14 protein-coding genes are annotated in these 21,129 nt (G+C 70.8%); 6 read left to right on the top strand and 8 right to left on the bottom strand.

All coding sequences use genetic code 11. From position 1 onward, the window contains the following. The first annotated feature begins 540 nt into the window (after nt 1-540). The 4 genes from ACZ4N5_RS31410 (at nt 541) to ACZ4N5_RS31395 (ending at nt 10,460) form a co-directional block, all read left to right on the top strand. On the top strand, nt 541-5,478 hold the full coding sequence (locus tag ACZ4N5_RS31410; RefSeq protein WP_467760415.1) for an NAD-glutamate dehydrogenase: 4,938 nt from the start codon (nt 541-543) through the stop codon (nt 5,476-5,478). 257 nt (nt 5,479-5,735) lie between these two features. After that, on the top strand, nt 5,736-6,239 hold the full coding sequence (locus ACZ4N5_RS31405) for a GtrA family protein (protein WP_467760414.1): 504 nt from the start codon (nt 5,736-5,738) through the stop codon (nt 6,237-6,239). A 244-nt stretch (nt 6,240-6,483) separates the two neighbouring features. Continuing rightward, the gene (locus ACZ4N5_RS31400) at nt 6,484-9,312 is read left to right on the top strand and encodes a bifunctional glycosyltransferase/CDP-glycerol:glycerophosphate glycerophosphotransferase (RefSeq protein WP_467760439.1); all 2,829 of its coding nucleotides are present in this window, start codon (nt 6,484-6,486) and stop codon (nt 9,310-9,312) included. Beyond that, nucleotides 9,309-10,460, top strand: a complete 1,152-nt coding sequence (locus ACZ4N5_RS31395; protein WP_467760413.1) for a glycosyltransferase — start codon at nt 9,309-9,311, stop codon at nt 10,458-10,460. Before ACZ4N5_RS31400 ends, ACZ4N5_RS31395 begins: the two co-directional genes overlap by 4 nt. Before the next feature lie 79 nt (nt 10,461-10,539). Here ACZ4N5_RS31395 and ACZ4N5_RS31390 read toward each other — a convergent pair whose 3' ends face one another. Together ACZ4N5_RS31390 and ACZ4N5_RS31385 are read right to left on the bottom strand one after the other, a co-directional pair. Then, nucleotides 10,540-11,358: an ABC transporter ATP-binding protein gene (locus tag ACZ4N5_RS31390; RefSeq protein ID WP_467760438.1), complete on the bottom strand. Its 819-nt coding sequence runs from the start codon at nt 11,356-11,358 to the stop codon at nt 10,540-10,542. A 16-nt stretch (nt 11,359-11,374) separates the two neighbouring features. Next, complete coding sequence (locus ACZ4N5_RS31385; RefSeq protein ID WP_467760412.1) at nt 11,375-12,295, bottom strand: ABC transporter permease; 921 nt, start codon at nt 12,293-12,295, stop codon at nt 11,375-11,377. A 162-nt stretch (nt 12,296-12,457) separates the two neighbouring features. Between ACZ4N5_RS31385 and ACZ4N5_RS31380 the strand changes: the two genes are divergently transcribed. Then, nucleotides 12,458-13,126, top strand: coding sequence for a TetR/AcrR family transcriptional regulator (locus tag ACZ4N5_RS31380; RefSeq protein WP_467760411.1), 669 nt, complete (start codon nt 12,458-12,460; stop codon nt 13,124-13,126). A gap of 82 nt (nt 13,127-13,208) precedes the next feature. On the opposite strand, the gene ACZ4N5_RS31375 is transcribed toward ACZ4N5_RS31380, so the two are convergent. The 5 genes from ACZ4N5_RS31375 to ACZ4N5_RS31355 form a co-directional block, all read right to left on the bottom strand. Continuing rightward, nucleotides 13,209-13,877 carry a class I SAM-dependent methyltransferase gene (locus tag ACZ4N5_RS31375; protein WP_467760410.1) on the bottom strand — a complete coding sequence of 223 codons (669 nt, stop codon included), beginning with the start codon at nt 13,875-13,877 and terminating at the stop codon, nt 13,209-13,211. Between the two features lie 45 nt (nt 13,878-13,922). After that, the gene (locus tag ACZ4N5_RS31370) at nt 13,923-14,867 is read right to left on the bottom strand and encodes an ADP-ribosylglycohydrolase family protein (RefSeq protein WP_467760409.1); all 945 of its coding nucleotides are present in this window, start codon (nt 14,865-14,867) and stop codon (nt 13,923-13,925) included. Between the two features lie 81 nt (nt 14,868-14,948). Next, nucleotides 14,949-15,941 carry a UDP-glucose 4-epimerase GalE gene (galE, locus tag ACZ4N5_RS31365; RefSeq protein ID WP_467760408.1) on the bottom strand — a complete coding sequence of 331 codons (993 nt, stop codon included), beginning with the start codon at nt 15,939-15,941 and terminating at the stop codon, nt 14,949-14,951. A 119-nt stretch (nt 15,942-16,060) separates the two neighbouring features. After that, on the bottom strand, nt 16,061-17,656 hold the full coding sequence (locus ACZ4N5_RS31360; protein WP_467760437.1) for a glycosyltransferase family 2 protein: 1,596 nt from the start codon (nt 17,654-17,656) through the stop codon (nt 16,061-16,063). Nucleotides 17,657-17,711: 55 nt separating this feature from the next. Next, nucleotides 17,712-18,980, bottom strand: coding sequence for a glycosyltransferase 87 family protein (locus ACZ4N5_RS31355; RefSeq protein ID WP_467760407.1), 1,269 nt, complete (start codon nt 18,978-18,980; stop codon nt 17,712-17,714). Between the two features lie 93 nt (nt 18,981-19,073). Between ACZ4N5_RS31355 and ACZ4N5_RS31350 the strand changes: the two genes are divergently transcribed. Continuing rightward, nucleotides 19,074-20,663, top strand: coding sequence for a glycosyltransferase family 39 protein (locus ACZ4N5_RS31350; protein WP_467760406.1), 1,590 nt, complete (start codon nt 19,074-19,076; stop codon nt 20,661-20,663). Here ACZ4N5_RS31350 and ACZ4N5_RS31345 read toward each other — a convergent pair. Next, the gene (locus ACZ4N5_RS31345) at nt 20,557-21,054 is read right to left on the bottom strand and encodes a MarR family winged helix-turn-helix transcriptional regulator (RefSeq protein ID WP_467760405.1); all 498 of its coding nucleotides are present in this window, start codon (nt 21,052-21,054) and stop codon (nt 20,557-20,559) included. The genes ACZ4N5_RS31350 and ACZ4N5_RS31345 overlap by 107 nt on opposite strands. Nucleotides 21,055-21,129: the final 75 nt, after the last annotated feature.

Genomic DNA, 21,129 nt, shown 5'->3' with positions numbered 1-21,129 from the left:
AGAACACTGCCCGTAGGACGACGGTAGCCCGCAGTCGGCCCACACTGCATGCCATCGCCCCATTCGTCCCTGTGCATAGTGTCAAAGTTCCACCCCCGGTTTTGTACACATACGGCTCATGACGACCCCCGGGTCGGGGGCGATAGCCTGGTGGCGTGATCAGCGCGATATCTCGCGGGGGCATCGTCGCCCCTGCCCCGCGCCCGGAGCGCACGGACGACATCCGTGACCGGGCGGCTATCGCTGATCTTCACGGGCGGGACGGGATCATGGCGGCGGCCGTATGCGCGAGCGGAAACGCGGCGAGCGCCGGCGGCAACGCACTCCGTACGTCGATGGCACCCCGGGAACGGACGTCGCCGAGAGCAGCGTCACAGTCTTCGGGGCCGTCGAGAATGGCCGATACCCCCCCGCCCATCTCACCTTGCGGCATAGCGTCGAAGCAGACCGGACACCCCGCGTCACGGCGTTGCGTCGGAAGCGACGAGACCGAACTTCCTTCAACGTCACGCAACGGCGCGCGACAGGAGCCAGAGGACAATGCAGACCAAGCTGGACGAAGCCAAGGCCGAGCTGCTCGAACGGGCCGCCCGGGTAGCTGAGAACAGCCCGGTCGGGGGGCACCTACCGACTGGGACGACGGGCGAGGGCACCCCCGACCGGGACACCGTGCTCGCGTTCCTCCAGCGCTACTACCTGCACACGGCCCCGGAGGACCTCACCGACCGCGACCCGGTCGATGTCTTCGGAGCGGCCTTCTCCCACTACAGACTGGCCGAGAACCGCCCGCAGGGCACGGCCAACGTGCGCGTGCACACGCCCACCGTCGAGGAGAACGGCTGGACCTGCAGCCACTCCGTCGTCGAGGTGGTCACCGACGACATGCCCTTCCTCGTCGACTCGGTGACCAACGAGCTGTCCCGCCAGGGACGCGGCATCCACGTCGTCATCCACCCGCAGTTCGTCGTGCGGCGCAACCTCACCGGCGAGCTCATCGAGGTGCTGCCCACGCGGCCCTCCGTCGAGGAGCTGCCGCACGACGCGCACGTCGAGTCGTGGATCCACGTCGAGATCGACCGCGAGACCGACCGGGCCGACCTGAAGCAGATCACCGCCGACCTGCTGCGCGTCCTGTCCGACGTCCGTGAGGCCGTCGAGGACTGGGAGAAGATGCGCGACGCGGCGCTGCGGATCGCGGAGGAGCTCCCCAAGGAGCCGACCGCCGACGATCTGCGCGACCAGGAGGTCGAGGAGGCCCGTGAGCTGCTGCGCTGGCTCTCCGGCGACCACTTCACCTTCCTCGGGTACCGCGAGTACCAGCTGCGCGACGACGACTCGCTGGCCGCCGTCCCCGGCACCGGGCTCGGCATCCTGCGGTCCGACCCGCAGCACGGCGAGGACAGCCACCCGGTCAGCCCGTCCTTCGAGCGGCTGCCCGCGGACGCCCGCGCCAAGGCCCGCGAGCACAAGCTGCTGATCCTGACCAAGGCGAACAGCCGGGCCACCGTGCACCGCCCGTCGTACCTGGACTACGTCGGGGTCAAGAAGTTCGACGAGAACGGTGACGTCATCGGGGAGCGCCGCTTCCTGGGCCTGTTCTCCTCCGCCGCGTACACCGAGTCCGTGCGCCGGGTGCCCGTCGTCCGCCGCAAGGTCGAGGAAGTCCTGCGCGGTGCCGGGTTCTCGCCCAACAGCCACGACGGGCGCGACCTCCTCCAGATCATGGAGACGTACCCGCGCGACGAGCTGTTCCAGACCCCCGCCGACGAGCTCCGGGCGATCGTGACGTCCGTCCTGTACCTCCAGGAGCGGCGCCGGCTGCGGCTCTACCTGCGCCAGGACGAGTACGGGCGCTACTACTCGGCGCTCGTCTACCTTCCTCGCGACCGCTACACCACCGGTGTGCGCCTGCGGATCATCGACATCCTCAAGGAAGAGCTCAACGGCACCAGCGTCGACTTCACGGCCTGGAACACCGAGTCGATCCTGTCCCGGCTGCACTTCGTGGTCCGCGTCGAGCCGGGCACCGAGCTGCCGCAGCTCTCCGACTCCGACAAGGAGCGCATCGAGGCGCGACTCGTCGAGGCCGCCCGCTCCTGGGCCGACGGCTTCGCGGAGGCGCTGACCGCCGAGTGCGGCGAGGAGCGCGCCGCCGAACTGCTGCGCCGGTACGGCAACGCCTTCCCCGAGGGCTACAAGGCCGACCACTCCCCGCGCTCCGCCGTTGCCGACCTGGTCCACCTCCAGGCACTCGGGAAGGAGCCCAGCAAGGACTTCGCGCTCAGCCTGTACGAGCCCGTGGGCGCGGCACCCGGCGAGCGCCGTTTCAAGATCTACCGCACCGGTGAGCAGGTCTCGCTCTCGGCGGTCCTGCCCGCGCTGAACCGCATGGGCGTCGAGGTCACCGACGAGCGGCCGTACGAACTGCGCTGCTCGGACCGTACGACCGCGTGGATCTACGACTTCGGGCTGCGCCTGCCCAAGTCCCTGAACGGCAACGGTGACTCCCTCGGCGACGACGGACGCGAGCGGTTCCAGGAGGCCTTCGCCGCCACCTGGACCGGACAGGCCGAGAACGACGGTTTCAACGCCCTCGTGCTGAGCGCCGGGCTGACCTGGCGGCAGTCGATGGTGCTGCGCGCCTACGCGAAGTACCTGCGCCAGGCCGGTTCCACCTTCAGCCAGGACTACATGGAGGACACCCTCCGCAACAACGTCCACACCACCCGGCTGCTGGTCTCGCTGTTCGAGGCGCGGATGTCGCCGGAGCGCCAGCGCGCCGGCGTCGAGCTGACCGACGCCCTGATGGAGGAGCTGGACGCCGCGCTCGACCAGGTCGCCTCGCTGGACGAGGACCGGATCCTGCGGTCCTTCCTCAACCTGATCAAGGCGACCCTGCGCACGAACTTCTTCCAGCAGGCGGTCGGCGGCCGGCCGCACGAGTACGTCTCCATGAAGTTCGACCCGACGGCCATCCCGGACCTCCCGGCGCCGCGCCCGGCGTTCGAGATCTGGGTGTACTCGCCGCGCGTCGAGGGTGTGCACCTGCGCTTCGGCAAGGTCGCCCGCGGTGGTCTGCGCTGGTCCGACCGGCGTGAGGACTTCCGCACGGAGATCCTCGGTCTGGTCAAGGCCCAGATGGTGAAGAACACCGTCATCGTGCCGGTCGGCGCCAAGGGCGGCTTCGTCGCCAAGCAGCTGCCCGACCCGTCCGTGGACCGTGACGCCTGGCTGGCCGAGGGCATCCGCAGCTACCGGACCTTCATCTCCGCGCTGCTCGACATCACCGACAACATGGTGGCCGGAGAGATCGTCCCGCCCGCCGACGTCGTCCGGCACGACGAGGACGACACCTACCTCGTGGTCGCCGCCGACAAGGGCACGGCGACGTTCTCGGACATCGCCAACGAGGTCGCCCAGGCGTACGACTTCTGGCTCGGCGACGCCTTCGCCTCCGGCGGCTCCGCCGGATACGACCACAAGAAGATGGGCATCACCGCCCGCGGTGCCTGGGAGTCCGTGAAGCGGCACTTCCGGGAGCTGGGCGTCAACACCCAGACGCAGGACTTCACCGTGGTCGGCGTCGGAGACATGTCCGGCGACGTGTTCGGAAACGGCATGCTGCTCTCCGAGCACATCCGCCTGGTCGCCGCGTTCGACCACCGGCACATCTTCATCGACCCGAACCCGGACGCGGAGACCTCGTACGCCGAGCGCCGCCGCCTGTTCGAACTGCCGCGCTCCTCGTGGGCCGACTACAACACCGAGCTGATCTCGGCCGGCGGCGGCGTCTTCCCGCGCACCGCCAAGGCCATCCCGGTCAACGCGCACGTCCGCGAGGCCCTCGGCCTCGAGTCCGGCGCCGCGAAGATGACGCCAGCCGACCTGATGAAGGCCATCCTCCAGGCGCCCGTCGACCTGCTGTGGAACGGCGGCATCGGCACCTATGTGAAGTCGTCCGCCGAGTCGCACGCTGACGTCGGCGACAAGGCCAACGACGCGATCCGCGTCGACGGCGGGGACCTGCGCGTCAAGGTCGTCGGCGAGGGCGGCAACCTGGGTCTGACCCAGCTCGGCCGGATCGAGTTCGCCCAGCACGGCGGCAAGATCAACACCGATGCCATCGACAACAGCGCGGGCGTGGACACCTCCGACCACGAGGTGAACATCAAGATCCTGCTCAACGCGGTGGTGGCCAACGGCGATCTGACCGTCAAGCAGCGCAACAAGCTGCTCGCCGAGATGACCGACGAGGTCGGCGCCCTGGTGCTGCGCAACAACTACGCGCAGAACACGGCGATCGCCAACGCGCTGGCCCAGTCCCCGAGCATGCTCCACGCCCAGCAGCGGTTCCTCCGCCATCTGGTCCGTGAGGGGCATCTCGACCGGGCCCTGGAGTTCCTGCCCAGCGAGCGGCAGATCCGCGAGCGGCTCAACTCCGGTCAGGGGCTGACCGGTCCGGAGACGGCGGTCCTCCTCGCGTACACGAAGATCACGGTCTCCGTGGAGCTGCTCGCCACCTCGCTGCCCGACGACCCGTATCTGCAGAGCCTGCTGCACGCCTACTTCCCGACGGCGCTGCGCGACAAGTTCCGCGAGCAGATCGAGGGGCACGCGCTGAGCCGCGAGATCGTGACGACCGTCCTGGTCAACGACACGGTCAACACGGGCGGCACGAGCTTCCTGCACCGTCTCCGCGAGGAGACGGGTGCCTCGCTGGAGGAGATCGTCCGGGCGCAGACCGCGGCCCGCGCGATCTTCAACTCCAGCGCGGTGTGGGACGCGGTGGAGGCGCTCGACAATGTCGTCGCCGCCGACGTCCAGACCCGGATCCGGCTGCACTCGCGCCGCCTCGTCGAGCGCGGCACCCGCTGGCTGCTCAACAACCGGCCGCAGCCGCTCCAGCTCGCCGAGACGATCACCTTCTTCAGTGACGGTGTCGAGCAGGTGTGGTCGGAGCTGCCCAAGCTGCTCCGCGGCACGGACCTGGAGTGGTACCAGCAGATCTACGACGAGCTGTCGAGTGCCGGTGTGCCGGACGAACTCGCCACTCGCGTGGCCGGGTTCTCCTCAGCCTTCCCGGCGCTGGACATCGTCTCGGTGGCCGACCGCATGGGCAAGGACCCGATGGCCGTCGCCGAGGTCTACTACGACCTCGCCGACCGGCTCGGCATCACCCGGCTCATGGACCGCATCATCGAGCTGCCGCGCGCCGACCGCTGGCAGTCCATGGCCCGCGCGTCGATCCGCGAGGACCTGTACGCGGCGCACGCGGCGCTCACCGCGGACGTCCTCGCGGTGGGCAACGGGACCTCCACTCCCGAGCAGCGCTTCGAGGCATGGCAGGAGAAGAACACGGCCATCCTCGGGCGGGCCCGCACCACCCTGGAGGAGATCCAGGGTTCGGACTCGTTCGACCTCGCCAACCTGTCGGTGGCGATGCGGACGATGCGGACGCTGTTGCGCACGCATTCCTAGGCGGTGGGTCCCAAAAGGTAGTTCCCGGGCGTTCCTGCCCGGGCGGTACGCGAACGGGGGCGCCCCGGGTCATCACGACCCGGGGCGCCCCCATTTGCGTGTGGGGCTGCGGTCGTTCTTTCTTGCCTGTCTCTGGCGAAACTCCGGCTCGTAATTTACCTATACCTGGTAAATAGGACATTTAGCTTAAGGTTGGCTCTGCTGACGGCCCGACCGGCGGCTTCACCGACGGACAGACGCGTGGAGGATCTGGACCCGTGACAGTGCACCTCACCGAACGGCGGGCCCCTGTGGCGACCCCGCCCGTCATCGGCCCCCGGAGAGCCCCGAAGGCTCCCAAGGCCCGGAAAGTCAGCCGGCTCGTCCTGGAAGTGGCCCGTTTCTCGGTCGTCGGCGGCAGCGGAGTCGTCGTCAACATCCTCTTCTTCAACCTGGCGCTGCACGGCCTGAAGTGGGCCCCGATGGCCGCCACGGTGGTCGCCAGCTGTGTCGCCATGGGGACGAACTACCTCGGCTTCCGCTTCTTCGCCTACCGGGACCGGGCCTCGCGCACCCGTCGCCAGATCGCCCTCTTCTTCGCGTTCAGCGGGCTCGGTGTCGTCATGGAGAGCGCGTTGTTCTATCTCGGCTATCACGGCCTGGGGATGAGCGGTCCGCTCGGCTCGAACGTCGCCAAGGCGCTGTCGATCGTGCTGGCCTCGGCGTTCCGCTTCGTGGTGTACCGGACATGGGTCTTCCAACACGCGAAGAACGGCCGATAACGTCCTTAAACAGGTCGCAATGTCTACGATCAATAGGATGAATGTGGATCAACGTCGTGCGTTCGCTGAACACGGGACCGAGCCCACCGACCCCGGGGCAGAACACTCCCGGCCCGTGACCGGGCCGTCCGAGCACCGGACGGAGCCCCCCGGGCAAGGGACAGGACCGTCGGAGTACGGGCCCGAGCCCGCCGCTTTCACGGCCGGGTCCGCCGGGTCCGGGACGGACCGGCCGGCCGTCTCCGTGGTCGTCATCGTCTACAACGATGCCGCCCGGCTGCCCACGGCCGTGCGCTCCGTCCTGGACCAGACGCTGCACGACGTCGAGGTCGTCGTCGTCGACGACCGGAGCACCGACGGCTCGTACGAGGTGGCGCGCGGACTGGCCGCCGCACACCCCGGCCGGGTCCGGGCCTTCCAACTGCCCGAGAACAGCGGCGGCTGCGGCGCCCCCCGCAACCGTGGCATCACCGAGGCCCGCGGCACCTACCTCCTCTTCCTCGACAGCGACGACGTCCTGGAGCGCAACGCCTGCCGCAACATGCTGGAGGCCGCCGAGGCCACCGGCGCGGACCTGGTCTCCGGCCTGTGCGTGCGCGTGCACGTCGACTCGCGCACCGGCAAGGAGGTGAAGTGGTACCCCTGGCTGTACGAGCGCACCCGCACCCTGGAGTCGATCTCCGAGCTGCCCGACCTGCTGGTCTTCGACACCCTGTCGACCAACAAGTGCTACCGCCGGCGGTTCCTGCTCGACGAGGGGCTGCGCTTCCCGGTCGGCATCCACTACGAGGACCTGCTCTTCTCCGCCCAGGCGTACGCCACCGCCCGCCGCATCACCCTCATCCCCAACCGTGTGTACGACTGGCGGGTCGCCGACAAGGCGGCGGCCAAGTCCATCAGCAACCGGCGTGACGAGATCGCCAACTTCACGCACCGCATGGAGATCCACCGGAGGGTCGACCAACTCCTCGCGGACAAGGGGCTCCTGGAGCTGAAGTTCGCCAAGGACGTCAAGTTCCTCAAGCACGACCTCGTGCTGCACATGCGTGAACTGCCCTTCCGGGACGCCGCCTTCCGCGAGGAGTTCGCGGCGATCGCCCGGCAGTACCTGGAGTCGATCGACCGCGCCGCCTTCGACGAGGCCGAGCCCATCCACGCCATCTGCGCCTATCTCCTCCAGGTGAGCGACTGGAACAACCTGCTGCCCGCCGTGGACACGCTCGCCAACCGCGACAAGATCTCCTCGCCGCTCGTCGAGCGCGACGGCCGGGTGTACTGGTGCGCCGAGCATCTCGACGACCCCTTCGGCCGGCACGTCCTGGACGTCACCGACCTCGGCCACCACGTCAAGCCGGTCGACAAGATGTTCCTGCGCAACGCGCTGACCTCGTACGAGAGCAACGGCACAACCGTCCGTCTCGCCGGGCGCATCACCAACCCGCTCGGTGTGATCCCGCCCGGCGCCCGGCTCACCGGAGAACTGGAGTTCTACGCCCGCCGCCCCGGGGTGCGCTTCCAGACCTTCCGCTTCCCCGTGGCGAACGTGTGGCACGCGGGCGAGTCCGTCGCCTGGGAGACGTCGGCGGACCTCACGGCCGTGCGGCCGCTGGGCATCGTGGACGCGGTGTGGGACGTACGGCTTCACCTCGACGTCGACGGCGTACGCACCACCACCCGGCTCACCGCGGCCGAACCCGACCTGGCCGCCGGGCAGTTGCCCGTCCGGCCCCGGCTCACCCGACTGGTCGCCGACCGTATCGAGCCGGTCGTCTCCTCGCGCGGGCACCTGTCCTTCCGGCTGGTCCCCGACAAGAAGACGAACGTCCTCCTGCAGCGCGGTGTGCACGGCCGGGCCGGCACGCTCGCCAAGACGGGCTACCGCAAGGCCCGTTCCCTGCGCAAGAAACTCACCTCGGGGGACACGAAGATCCGCCTCTACCACGAGGTGTTCAGCCGGCTGCCCGTCCGCAAGGGGCTCGTCGTCTTCGAGAGCCACCTGGGCCGCCAGTACAGCGACAGCCCCCGGGCGATCTACGAGGAGATGCGCCGCCAGGGCCTGGAGTTCGAGCCGGTCTGGGCGTACACCGGCGATCCGGCCGGCTTCCCGGACGACGCCACCCTCGTACGCCGCTGGTCGCTGCCCTATCTGAGGGCACTCGCGCAGGCCGAGTACTGGGTCGACAACCAGAGCTACCCGCTGAAGCTGGCCAAGCGGCCGCACACGACCTACATCCAGACCTGGCACGGCTCCGCGCTCAAGCGGATGGGCTTCGACGAGGCCGAGTGGAAGCTCAAGTCCCGTGAGGAGCAGGCCGAACAGCAGCGCACGCTGGACCGCTTCGACCGGTTCCTGATCCGCTCCGAGCACGATGTGCGCACCCTCGCGCGGGCGTTCCGGCTCCAGGAGCGGACCCTGCTGCGGGTCGGCTACCCGCGCAACGACGCGCTCGTGCAGGCGAGACAGCGGGAGGAGGCCGACGGGCGGCGCGAACGCGGCCCGCTGGCAGCCGAGTTGGGCATCCCCGAGGACAAGCAGATCCTCCTCTACGCGCCGACCTTCCGCAGCCGCGGCAGCGGACAGCGGCGGTTCGAGCTGCCCTTCGACGTCGAGCGCTTCGCCGACGCGTTCGGCGACCGCTACGTCCTCCTCGTCCGCTCCCACTACCTGAACCACGTCGTTCTCCCGCCCTCCGTGCGCGGCCGCGTCATCGACGTCACCGCGCACCACGACGTGACCCCGCTGCTCGCCCTCGCCGACGGGCTGATCACCGACTACTCGTCCGTGATGTTCGACTACGCCCTCCTCGACCGCCCGCTGTTCTTCTTCGCGTACGACTACGACGCGTATGTGCACGAGGACCGCGGCACCTACTTCGACCTGCTGGAGCGGGCGCCGGGCCCCGTCGTGCGGACCGAGGACGAACTGCACGCGGTGCTCGCCTCGCTGGAGGAACAGACCGTCAAGTACGCGCCCAGACGCGAGCAGTTCACCGCCGAGTTCGGCGAGTACGACGAGGGAACGGCGGCCCGCAGTGTCGTCGACGAGTTCTTCGGACAATGGAGGCGTGGATGACCGGCCATGCGCAGCGGGACATCTTCTTCGTCTCCAACAGCGTCGACGAGCTGGGCGGGGTGACCAGCTGGTCGCACCAGATGGCCCGGCTGTTCACCGAGCGCGGTCACCGCGTGCACGTCGTGGGCATCACCGAGCCCGCCGTCCCCCAGGAACTGGGCGAAGTCCCGTACCCCACCACGACGTTGTACGACGTCCATCCGCCGAGCGTCGGACCCGCGCGTGGGATCAAGGGGCGGCTCGACGTCACGAAGCGGAGGCTGCGTGCCCAGCGGGCGGCGGGCATGCGGGAGCGGGCCGCCGAGCTGACCGCGCTGTTCCGGGCCGCGCGGCCCGGCGCCGTCGTGATCGTCACCCAGGTGTGGGCCATGGAATGGGTGGCGCTCGCCGACACCAACGGGCTGACCGTCATCGGGATGAGCCACGAGTCCTACGCGTACTCCCGGAAGACCTCGCGCTTCCGGCGCGTCCTGAAGCACTACCAGGACGTCGACCGGATGCTGGCGCTCACCCGCGAGGACGCCGACCTGTGGATCGGGCAGGGCATGAACAACGCGTCCTTCATGCCGAACCCGATTCCGTTCATGCCCGAGGTGCCCTCGCCGCGCACCGGGAACGTCGTCGTCAGCGTCGGCCGGCTGCACGACCAGAAAGGCATCGACATGCTCCTCGACGCCTGGGCCGAGACCGCCCCGCGCCACCCCGACTGGCGGCTGCGGATCTACGGCTCCGGCGAGGACGAGGAGATCCTGAAGAAGCAGTGCACGGCCCTGGGGCTCGACGACTCCGTCGACTGGATGGGCCGGACGAGCGATGTGCCGGGCGCGCTGCGCAGCGGTTCGGTCTTCGTGCTCTCCTCCCGGGGCGAGGGCTTCCCGCTCGCCCTCATGGAAGCCATGGCCACCGGCCTGCCGTGCGCCGCCTTCGACTGCGCGCCCGGCGTCCACGAGATCATCCGGGACGGTGAGGACGGCCTGCTGGCCACCCTCGGCAACACCGGTGAACTGGCCCGTCGGCTGGACACGCTGATGTCCGACAAGGCCCTGCGGGACTCCATGGGTGAGGCGGCGCGCGCGAACATCCAGCGCTTCGCGACGGACGAGGTCGTCCGCAAGTGGGAGGGACTGTTCGCGTTCCTGGAGCGCTGACCGGCCGCCGGTGCGCGCAACGACCTGAGGCGGAGCCGTTTCGGCTTCGCCTCAGGTCGTTGCTCACGCGCCCGCGTGACTACTTGCCCGTGAACTTCTCGTACTCCTTGATGACGTCCTCGGTCGGGCCGTCCATGCGCAGCTCGCCGCGCTCCAGCCACAGCACGCGGTCGCAGGTGTCGCGGATCGACTTGTTGTTGTGGCTGACCAGGAACACCGTGCCCGCGGTCTTGCGCAGCTCGCGGATGCGGGCCTCGGACCGCTTCTGGAAGGAGCGGTCACCGGTCGCGAGGGCCTCGTCGATCATCAGGACGTCGTGGTCCTTGGCCGCCGCGATGGAGAAGCGCAGCCGGGCCGCCATGCCGGAGGAGTAGGTCCGCATGGGCAGGGTGATGAAGTCGCCCTTCTCGTTGATGCCCGAGAAGTCGACGATCTCCTGGTAGCGCTCCCTGACCTGCTCGCGGGACATGCCCATCGCGAGGCCGCCGAGGTAGACGTTCCGCTCGCCGGTCAGGTCGTTCATCAGGGCCGCGTTGACGCCGAGCAGCGAGGGCTGGCCGTCGGTGTAGATCTTGCCGTTCTCCACCGGGAGCAGTCCCGCGACCGCCTTGAGCAGCGTGGACTTGCCGGAGCCGTTGGTGCCGATCAGACCGATGGCCTCGCCGCGGTAGGCGGTGAAGGAGACGCACTTGACCGCGTGCACCGTGCGGACGCCCGAAGCCTTCTCGGACTGCTTGCGGCGCAGCATGCGGTTGAGGGCGGCGGTGGCACTGCCCCGCCCGGCGCCGGTGCCGTTCACGCGGTAGACGATGTCGACGTGGTCCGCGATGACGGTGGGGACGCGCTCGGCGTCGGCCGGGGTGGTCCCGGCCGTGCTCCCGGCGTTCTGCGGCTGGATGTCCTGCGCGATGATGTCAGCCACGGCCGTAGGTCTCCTCAGCCTTCCAGAAGTAGATGAAGCCGCCGACGCCGACGACCAGCGCCCAGCCCACCGCGAGCGCCCAGACATGGTGCGGCAGCTGGTGCGCGTGGAAGCTGTCGATCAGCGAGAAACGCATCAGGTCGATGTAGACAGCCGCCGGGTTGCTCTCCAGCGCGACCATCGCCCAGCGCGGCAGGCTGCTGTGGCTGAGGACCTTGTCGATGCTCCACATGACACCCGAGACGTACATCCAGGTGCGCAGGATGAACGGCATGAGCTGCGCGATGTCCGGCGTCTTGGCGCCCATCCGGGCCATGATCATCGCGACGCCCGCGTTGAACGTGAACTGGAGCACCAGCACGGGCACCGCGAGCAGCCACGAGACGCTCAGCGGGACGCCGAAGCACAGCAGGATGACGACCAGCGCGGCCATCGAGAACAGCAGCTGCTGGAGCTGCTGGATGGCGTACGACACCGGCAGCGCGGCGCGCGGGAAGTGCAGGGCGCGGACCAGGCCGAGGCTGCCGGAGATCGCCCGGGTGCCGGCCATGATCGAGCTCTGGGTGAAGGTCCAGATGAAGACGCCGGTGACTAGGAAGGGGATGTAGTCCGGCACGCCGTGCTTGGTGCCGAGCAGGACACCGAAGATGAAGTAGTAGACGGCCGCGTTCAGCAGCGGGGTCATCACCTGCCACACCTGGCCCAGCTTGGCCTGGCTGTACTGCGAGGTGAGCTTGGCGGTGGCGAAGGCGGTGATGAAGTGGCGCCGTGCCCACAGCTGGCGGACGTACGCGGGCAGGCTCGGGCGTGCGCCGCTGACGGTGAGGCCGTACCGGGCGGCGAGGGCCGCGGCGTCGTCGGCGGGGGAGGCCGGCGTCGCTGTCGGGGGCGGTGTGTTGAGAACCTGGCTCACATCCGTTGCTTTCGCTCGGGGGGTGGGGGCGCGCGCGGTCCGTCCCGGACATTTCCCACGGCGCTTCCTGCCGTTTTCCTGCGTCGGAACGGGACCGTATCGTCGTAACGCGAGAGTAGGCCCAGTCGACGTCGGAACGCAACCGTTTCGTCGTAACGCCCTATGCTGGTCCGTATGACGACGAACGCCGATACAGCCGCGAGTGCCGCCACGCCCGCGCCTGCCGCCGGGAAGGCCCGGCGTCGCCGGGCTCCCGCCGGTGCGGCCGTCCTTCGCGAGGATGTCACCGAGGCGATCCGCGCCGCCGTCTTCGAGGAGCTCGCGTCCGTCGGCTATGCCCGGATGTCCATCGAGGGCATCGCCCGCCGCGCGGGGGTCGGCAAGACCGCGGTGTACCGCCGCTGGCGTTCCAAGCTCCATCTCGTGCTCGACCTGGTCTCGGCGGTCGCGGTCCAGGGGCTTCCCGCGCCGGACACCGGCTCCCTGGAGGGTGACCTGCGGCTGCTGTACGAGGTCACCTCGCGCGCCCTGCGGCACCCGGTCGCCGGCCAGATCATCCCCGACCTCCAGGCCGAGGCGGCCCGCAACCCCGAGATCGCGGACGCCATGCAGCAGGCGCTGCGGGAGGGCCAGCAGTCGGTGTCGAGCGGGATCGTCGCGTCGGCCGTGGCGCGGGGCGAGATCCGTGAGGGGATCGACGTCGAACTCGCGCTGGACCTGATGTCCGGCCCGCTCTACTGGCGCGCGGTGGTGGTCCGCGGTCCCAAGGTCCCGAAGGGCTACCTGGCCAGCCTGGCCCGCGCGACAGCGGCGGCGCTGAAGGCGCTCTGACCCGAGCGGGTCGGTCCGCCGGCCTGCAGCCTGCCCCTTCCTCCGCTGCTCCGGTTCTCCGGTCCTTCGCTCCTTGAGTTCTTCAGTTCTTCACGGCCAGGAGGCCGAACAGATCGGGGACTCCGCCCGGACCCGCCTCGGCGGTGCGCACCAGCCGGAGGCCGGCCGCGGTGGTGGCGTTGAGGAGGTCCGCGAGCGGCAGGTGCCAGGCGCCGACCCGGGCCCGGACGCCGGCCGGGTTCCACGCGGCGAAGCTGCGGGAGCGGTCGGCGTACCGTTCGTCGACGACGATCCTCGGACGCTCGCTCCAGTCGGCGAACGCGCCGATGAAGCACGGGTGCACCCCGAGGTGCACGAAACGTCCGCCGGGCCGCAGTACGCGGGCCACTTCCCCCAGGACGGCGGCGTAGTCCGGCATGTCGGTGTGGGCGAGTACGCACGCGGCGGCGGGCAGCGAACCGTCGGCGAGGGGCAGCGCGGTGGCGTCGGCCCGCGCCACCGGCAACCGCCCCACCGCATGCCGCAGTTGGCCCCCGGACAGATCCACGCCCACGGGTGTCCAGCCCTGTCCCGCCAGGGCCGGAGCGTGGGCCCCCGTGCCACAGCAGATGTCCAGGCAGGTTCCCGTGCCGGGGCCCAGCAGTTCCCCGATCGCGGCGTGCACCCGCTCGATGTACTCCCCGGCCGTGCCCGCGGACATGAACTCGTTGTACCAGTCGGCGTGCGCGTCGTACGGCGCCCTGGATCCCATGGCACCGAGGGTAGGGACAGCGTCCGGGCCAGGGGTGCCGTTCGCTCAGGGCATGCGCTCCCCGGCGGGCGGTTCCTCCGCCAACCGCTGTGCGAGGTCCGTGAGTTCGGCCGCCCGCAGCACCCGCCCGCCCGAACCCGGCAGGGGTACGTGCAGCACCTCGGTCCAACGCGTGGGCAAGGCGCCCTCTCCGTGTACCGCTCCCGCGAGCGCGCCCGTCACCGCCGCGACGGTGTCCGTGTCGCCGCCGAGGTCGATCGCCGCGCGTACTGCGTCCTCGTAGGAGTCCGTGGTCCGCAGTGCCCATACGGCCGAGCCCAGACAGGGCCATACGGCGCCGTTGAACTCCGTTGCCCTGTCGGGGTGCCAGTCGGCGGCGAGGACCGTGCCGTACCGGGTCCGGTGGTCCGGGTGGACGGCGTCGAGGGTGTCCGGGAGCGCGGTGAGGGGGTCGTGCCCGAGCAGGGCGACGCGGATCAGTTCGTGGAGGATCGCCGTGCCCTCCCAGGCGGCGCGGTCGCCGTGGGTGAGCGCGGCGATGCGGCGGGCGGCGGACATCGTGGCGTCCCGGCCGTACGGGGCGAAGAACACGGCGGACGTCGACGCCCGCATCAACGAGCCGTTCCCGGCGGCGCGTTGGTTGACCTGGAAGTGCAGGGCGGCTGCCGTGTCCCACGGGTCCCCGCTCGTCAGGACCGCTTCGGTCTGCAGGCCGATGTCCTTGGGGTCGGCCGCCGCCCACCGCCGGAACCGGTCGAACATGTCCGGGAGTTCGAGGCGGCCGTGCCGGACCAGCGACTCGCCGACCAGGACGGCCATCTGCGTGTCGTCGGTCGCCTCACCCGGGTCCCAGCCGCCGCCCCCGCACATCTCCCCGCCCTGCCCGGGTGCCGGGAAGCGTCGCGTGAACGCGCCTTCCGGGCCGAACTCGAACGGCGCGCCCAGCGCGTCGCCCACCGCGGAGCCGAGGATGGTGCCGGTGGCGGTCATGCGGCGAGCGTAGGCCGGCGAGCGGGAAGGGGCGAGGGCAAGGGGGCGTCCGGGAAACGGAGTTCAGGGGCCGGTCCGGCCCTAGGTCCGGCTTGCGCCCGGGTGGTGGCGGATCCAGCCGGACCAGGCCGAGGTGATCATGTCCTCGACGTCGTAACGGGCCTTCCAGCCCAGTTCGACGGAGATGCGGTCGGCGGAGGCGACGACGCGGGCCGGGTCGCCGGGGCGGCGCGGGGTGGTGACGGGGGGCCGGTCGTAGCCGGTGAGGGCGTTGATGCGGTCGATCATCTCGCGGACCGAAACACCCTCGCCGCGGCCGATGTTGAGGGTCAGGGCGGTGCCGGGGGAGGACTGGAGGGCGCGGGCCGCGGCCACATGCGCCTCGGCCAGGTCGACCACGTGGATGTAGTCGCGGACGCAGGTGCCGTCGGGCGTCGGGTAGTCGTCGCCGAAGATGCGCGGCGGAGCGTTCTCCGTCAGCTTCTCGAAGACCATGGGAACGAGGTTGAAGACGCCCACGTCGGCCAGTTCGGGGGTCGCCGAGCCGGCCACGTTGAAGTAGCGCAGGGAGGCCGTGGACAGACCCGTGGCGCGGCCGGTCGCGCGCACCAGCCACTCGCCCGCCAGCTTCGTCTCGCCGTACGGGCTCATCGGCACGCACGGTGTCTCCTCCGTCACCAGCTCCACGTCCGGCATCCCGTACACCGCGGCCGAGGAGGAGAAGACGAAGGAGGACACGGAGGTGGCCGCGGAGGGCGCGGTCACGGCCTCCAGCAGGACGCGCAGGCCCTCGACGTTCTCCCGGTAGTAGTGCAGGGGCAGGTCCACGGACTCGCCGACCTGCTTCTTCGCCGCCAGATGGACGACACCGGTGACGGAGTGCTCCGTGAGCGTCCGGGCCAGCAGCTCGCCGTCCAGGGTCGAGCCGACCACCATGGGAACGTCCGACGGCACCCGCTCCGCGATCCCCGTGGACAGGTCGTCGTACACCAGGGCCTGCTCGCCCGCCTCGCGCAGCGCGCGGACGACGTGCGCTCCGATGTAACCGGCGCCGCCGGTGATCAGCCAGGTCATGTGCGGCCGTTCCCCTCGTCAGTGAGCTCGTGGTGCTGTCGCGTGTGCCGTGCGGTCGGGGAGGGGCGGGGCGCGCGTGCGGTGTCCGCGTTCGCGCGTCGCGTCTCCGCTTCCGCGTATCAGTGAAGCAGGCGACGGAGCCTTCGGGACACCACTTCGGTCATTCCTCGCCAACCGGACGCCGTCCGCAGACCCAGTGCCCCCGCGTGCGTCCGGTACGGCTGTACGAGGAGAACACCGTGGTGAACGTCCGGAACCGCGCGGCGGCTCAGCAGGCCGGGGCCGCCGCGCGCGTGCGCCGACACCTCCCGGCTCGTGCCGTCGCGAAAGAGCACGGTCAGGCGCAGATCCCAGGTGCCCGCGCCCAGTGCCGACAGTTCCACCGGTGTCTCCGCCGACCAGGTGTCGCCGTAACGGTCGGCCACCAGGGGCGCGGTGCCGCTCAGGCCCACCCGTCCCTGCTCCCGGTGGACGAACTCCACGTCCACCGAGGCGGGACCCGCCTCCGCCATCCGTCCGTACAGCTCGTGCAGGCGCAGCCGCAGCCGGGTGCCCCGCGCCCGCGGCCGCAGTTCCGCGTCGACGGCGGCGGGCAGGAGGTGGGCCGGCCGGCCGAGGAAGTGGTCCAGGGTGACCTGGGGGAGGTCGGAGGACCAGACGGGGGTGCCGTCGGCGGTGCGGGTGTAGGGCGGCAGCAGCCGTGCCGGGCGGGCCGCCAGTTCCTTGAGGCGGGGCAGGTCGCGCGGGGCGGGGGAGGCGAGGACCACGCGGGCGACGAGGCGGCCGGGGGCGGCCGGATTGACGGTGAAGTCGGCCGCGTCGAACCTCGACAGGTAGGCGCGCGTGAGGTCCCACCAGGCGGTGCGGTACTCGGGGGTGCGCAGTTCCAGCTCGCGCGCGTACATCTGCAGCTCGTGGTCGAGGAACTTGGCGTGCACGGCCCACGCGAGCTGTTTCTCCCCGGCGCTCAGGAGGATCTCGTACGCCGCCTGGTTCGCCTCGGTCCGTGCTCGCCAGTTGTCGACATCGGCGCGGTCGAGCGAGATGGACAGGCGGTCGGCGGTGCGCCGGACGTGCCAGATGTACACCGTGTCGGGGATCAGCGCGATGCGCGGCGCGGCGGCCAGCACCCGCGCGGTGAACACGAAGTCCTCGTAGGGGTAGTGGCCTTCGGGGAAGCGGATGCCGTGCTCGCGCAGAAAGTCGGTGCGGTACAGCTTGTTGACGCACAGCGTGTCGTGGGTGAGACGGAGGCGACGCGAGGGGCGGACGATCAGGGCGGGCCGCGCGTACAGTGCGCGTTCCCAGGGGACCTCGCGGCCCGAGGGGAGTTCGCGGCGCACGCACAGTCCGGACGCGACCTGGACGTCGTGTTCCTCGGCGGCGCCGAGCAGCGCGTCCACCGCGCCGGGCGGCAGGACGTCGTCGCTGTCCAGGAACATCACGTACGGGGCCGTGGCCGCGTCGATGCCGTCGTTGCGCGGGCTGCCGCAGCCGCCGCTGTTGGTCGGGCGGTGGATCACCCTCAGACGCGGCTCCGCGTCGGCGAGGGCGTCGAGGAGGGCCGCGCTGCCGTCCGTCGAGCAGTCGTCCACGGCGATCACCTCGCGGACGGCCGGGCCTTGGGCGAGCGCCGAGCGCACGGCGTCCGCGACATGAGCGGCGTCGTCGTACCCGATGACGACGACGCCGACCTTCGCCTGGTGAGGGTTCATATGATCCACGAGCCGGAATCGTAAGGATTGCGAGTAATTCTCCGTTAAGAGGCAGTCACTGTCTTGTTCGGAGCCCGGCGGGAATCCGGTGTGGATTCCGCGCGTTGCCGGTCGGACGGGTGCGGTCCGCGGTGGCCGTGGCCAGGCCCGACCGCCACAGCCGTAGGAGCGACACTCCAGCAGCCGTCGCCAGCAGGCCATTTCGTACGAGCATCAGCAGACAACCCGTCCAGGTGCTGCGCACCACGTCGCCGTAGAGCCCTGGGTACACCACCGAGCTGACCGCCGTCGCCGCCACGATCAGCGCGGCGACCGGGCGTTGCGTGGTGTGCCGCGACGTCAGGCAGACGGCGGCGAGGCCCAGCAGCCACACCATGTACTGGGGGCTGATCACCCGGCTCGTCACGGTGAACAGCAGGACGGCGGTGAGCGCCGCGTCGTACGGGGTGGCCGTCGTCCAGCGCCGTGCCCGTACCCGCCACAGCAGCACGAGCCCGAACGCGGCGACCGTCAGGGCGAGCGAGCAGGCCGCGACCACGCCGACGTACGGCCCGACGAACTCCATCGCGCCGTACTGGTAGCGGACCGTCCCCGGCCATCCGGCGCGGCGCGCGAAGCCCAGCAGCGTGCCGCCGAGGGACTCGATCTGCACACCCCGGCCGCTCTGCTGGCGCAGGAAGTCGAACGGGCCGCTGAAGACGGCCGCGAGGACCGCGAGCAGCGCGGCCGCGGTGACCGCCGCCGACGTCCACACCTCGCGGGTGGTGCGGCCCCGGGGGGTCCCGATCAGCGCCAGCGCGGGCCAGACCTTGACCAGCGCCCCCATCGCGGCGAACGCGCCGCACACACGCGGGCGGCGCGAGAGCGCCAGCAGGGAGACGACGGCGAAGGCGGTGACCTGAACGTCGTACCGGGCGAGCGGGATGTGCAGCAGGAGGGGCAGGCCCAGCACCCACAGCCAGGCACCGCGCAGACTGCGGCCGGGCCGCCGCCCCGCGCGCGTGAGGACGACGGCGATCACCGCGTCGGCGGCGAGCGTGCAGGCCACGAACGCGGTGAAGTACGTCAGCCACGGCAGCAGTCCGGGCGCCAGCAGCACCGGGCCGGCGCCCGGCGGGTACTGCCACAGCCGGTCGCCCGCCGGGAACGCGCCCTGCGACAGGACGCCGTACCAGTGGAAGTACAGATGACCCACCTCACGGGACACCCCGCCCCTGCCGAGCGGGGCGAGATGGTCGTGGGCGAGCAGCCACAGCATCAGGGCACGGGTGGCGAGCCAGGCGGCGGCGAGGGCAAGCGGGCGGTGGTTCCGGAAGACGCTCATCAAGCCCGGATCGTAAGCCGCATGGATGGGTGATACGGCGCGATACGCCGTCAATACCGGTCAAAGGTTGGTTAATAGCAAAAAATCGCCCCCATGGTGCACGCGTGGGTGAGGCGGTCGGCGGCTCGGCGTCCGGAGGCGGTGGCCGTCCTTCTGCCGGTGCTGGTCATGCTCGTGATCGGACTCTGGGGGCTCGACCGCGGCGGCATGTGGCGCGACGAGGCGGTGACCTTCCAGGTCGCGCGGCGCTCGGTGCCCCAGATCTGGCGTCTTCTGCACACCGTGGACGCCGTGCACGGCCTGTACTACCTCCTCATGCACGCCGTCCTCGCCCCGCACCCCGGTGAGATCGCCCTGCGCCTGCCCTCCGTCTGCGGCGCCGCCGCGACCGCCGGGCTCGTGGCCGCCCTCGGCGTGCGACTGTGCCGCCCGCGCGTCGGCCTGTGGGCGGGCCTGCTGTACGCCGTCACGCCCATGACCGGTCACTTCGCCCAGGAGGGCCGCTCCTACGCGCTCGTCGCTTCCGGGGCGGCCGGAGCGACCGTGCTGCTGGTGCGGGCCGCCCGGTCCGCCCGGCCCGGACCCTGGTGCGCGTACGGAGCGACGGCCGCCGCCACCTGCCTGCTGCACGAAATGGCCCTGCTCCTGCTCCTCGCCCATGCCGCGACGCTGGCGCTCGCCCGCGTACCGGCGCGGGTGTGGCGGGCCTGGCTCCTCGCCGCGGCGGCCGTGACCCTGGCGCTGATGCCCCTGGTCCTGGTCTCCCGGGGCCAGTCCGCGCAGGTCGCCTGGCTGTCCCGCACCACCCTCGGGAGCGCGGAGCGCCTGCTCGGGATGTTCACCGGCCCGGCCCTGCTCGTGATCGTGCCGTACCTGGTCCTCATCGCCCTCGCCCTGCGGCCGGCGCGGACCCCGCGCGGCACGCTCTCGCTCCCGGCCGTCGCCCTCCCCCTGCTGGCGGTGCCCCCGGCGGTGCTGCTGACGGTGTCGCACTGGCGGCCGCTCTACGACGAGCGTTACGTCCTCTTCGCCCTCGCCGGAGCCCCGCTGCTCGCGGCCGCCGGAGCCGACCACCTCGCGACGAGGCTGCCGCGGCCCCTGCCCCACGCGGTCCTCACCGGCGTCCTCGCCGTGACCCTCGTCCTCGCCGTACAGCTTCCGCTGCTGCGCCAGGACCGCAGTCCCGACCGCCGCCCCGACAACCTGGCCGACGTCTCCGCCGTCGCCCACCGCGAACTGCGCCCCGGCGATCCGGTGCTGTTCCTGCCGTCGCTCGCGCGGCGCGCGGCACTGGCGTACCCGAAGGGCTTCCGCGGGATCCGCGACATCGCGCTGAGCGCCCCCGCCCCCGCCTCCGGCACGCTGTACGGCCAGGAGGCGGACCCCGGTGAACTGCGCCGCAGGCTGGACCGGCTCGACCACGTGTGGCTGGTCGCCGCAGTCTTCGCGACGCATCGGGCCTGGGACCCGGGCAGCGCGACCGAGCGCGCCAAACTCGCCGTGGTCGACGAGGAGTTCGTGCCCCGCGAGCAGGTGGTCCGCGGAGGTGTGATGCTGCGCCTCTATGTGCGCAGGCCTACGTACATCCCGGCGCCTCCGACAGGGCGGCCTCGTCCAGCGCTGCCGTCAGTCGGTCGAGCCGGGCCCGGAGCTCTCGGATCTCCTCCAGGTCCGCCCCGGTAGCGGCCGCGATCCGGCGCGGCACGGACAGCGCGCGCTCCCGGAGCGCGGCGCCCTCCTCGGTGAGCCCCACCTGCACGGACCGCTCGTCCCGCGCGCTGCGCTCCCGCCGTACGAGCCCCGCCGCCTCCAGCCGCTTCAGCAGCGGCGACAGGGTCCCGGAGTCGAGGCGCAGATGCTCGCCGACCTTCTTCACGGGCAGCTCGCCGTGCTCCCAGAGCACCAGCATCACCAGGTACTGCGGGTAGGTGAGCCCGAGGTCCTTCAGGAGTACGCGGTAGACGCCGCCGAAGGCGCGTGAGGCGGCGTTCAGCGAGAAGCAGATCTGCTCGTCGAGGCGGAGGAAGTCCCCTGCCGCGGGGGCCTGGGGGCTCGGGGCGGGCGTTGCGGTCATGTGCCCAGGATAGCTCTTGCCAGCAATTTAGTTGTGCACAACTGAATTGCGTGCTCTAATTCTGGTCGTGGGGCC

It is taken from the genome of Streptomyces sp. NPDC026500, assembly GCF_055567635.1.
The sequence above is the reverse complement of the archived record's forward strand: the minus strand, read 5'-3'. Positions and strand labels throughout refer to the sequence as shown.